The 509-nt window shown below is 74.4% G+C and carries 1 protein-coding gene; it reads left to right on the forward strand.

What is annotated here, in order from left to right:
• Window positions 1-509: O-antigen ligase family protein (locus AC1DWF_RS38930; protein WP_476843721.1), on the forward strand; the 509-nt coding region annotated here is incomplete at both ends.

The following is a 509-nucleotide window of genomic DNA, read 5'->3' on the forward strand; positions in this document are numbered from 1 at the left end:
CGCTCGGCCTGACCGTTGCCCTGGCGCCAGCCCTGCGCTGGGTGCTGCAGGGATGCGCCGGGCCGGCCTTGCTCTGGCTGGCGGCGGCGCCGCTTTGCGCGATGGCAGGGCTGGGYGTGCTGCTGCTGGACCCCGAGCGCGCCGACGAGCTCGCGACGCTGGAGCGGCTGTTCCGCGACACCGGCGATATCGATTCCGCGCGCGAGATCCTCTGGGCCGAGGCCTGGCGCTGGGGCGGTTTTTCCGGCCTCGGGCCGGGTGGCTTTCCGGTGGCGGCGGGCGTCGGGCAGGATCGCGGCCTGCACCCGCACAACCACGCGATCGAGGCGCTGGTCGAGGGCGGGGCGGTGGGGCTGCTGCTGTGGCTGGCGGCCTTCGGCGGCGCGGCGCTCTTTGCCCTTTCGCGGCTCCCGCGTGTGGAGCCGGACCGCGCAGCGGCGATCCTGGCGCTGACCCTGCCGCTGATGCTGACGGCGATGGTCTCGACGGATCTCGGCAACCGGATGGTG

It is taken from the genome of Aminobacter sp. P4_D5, from assembly GCF_056401815.1.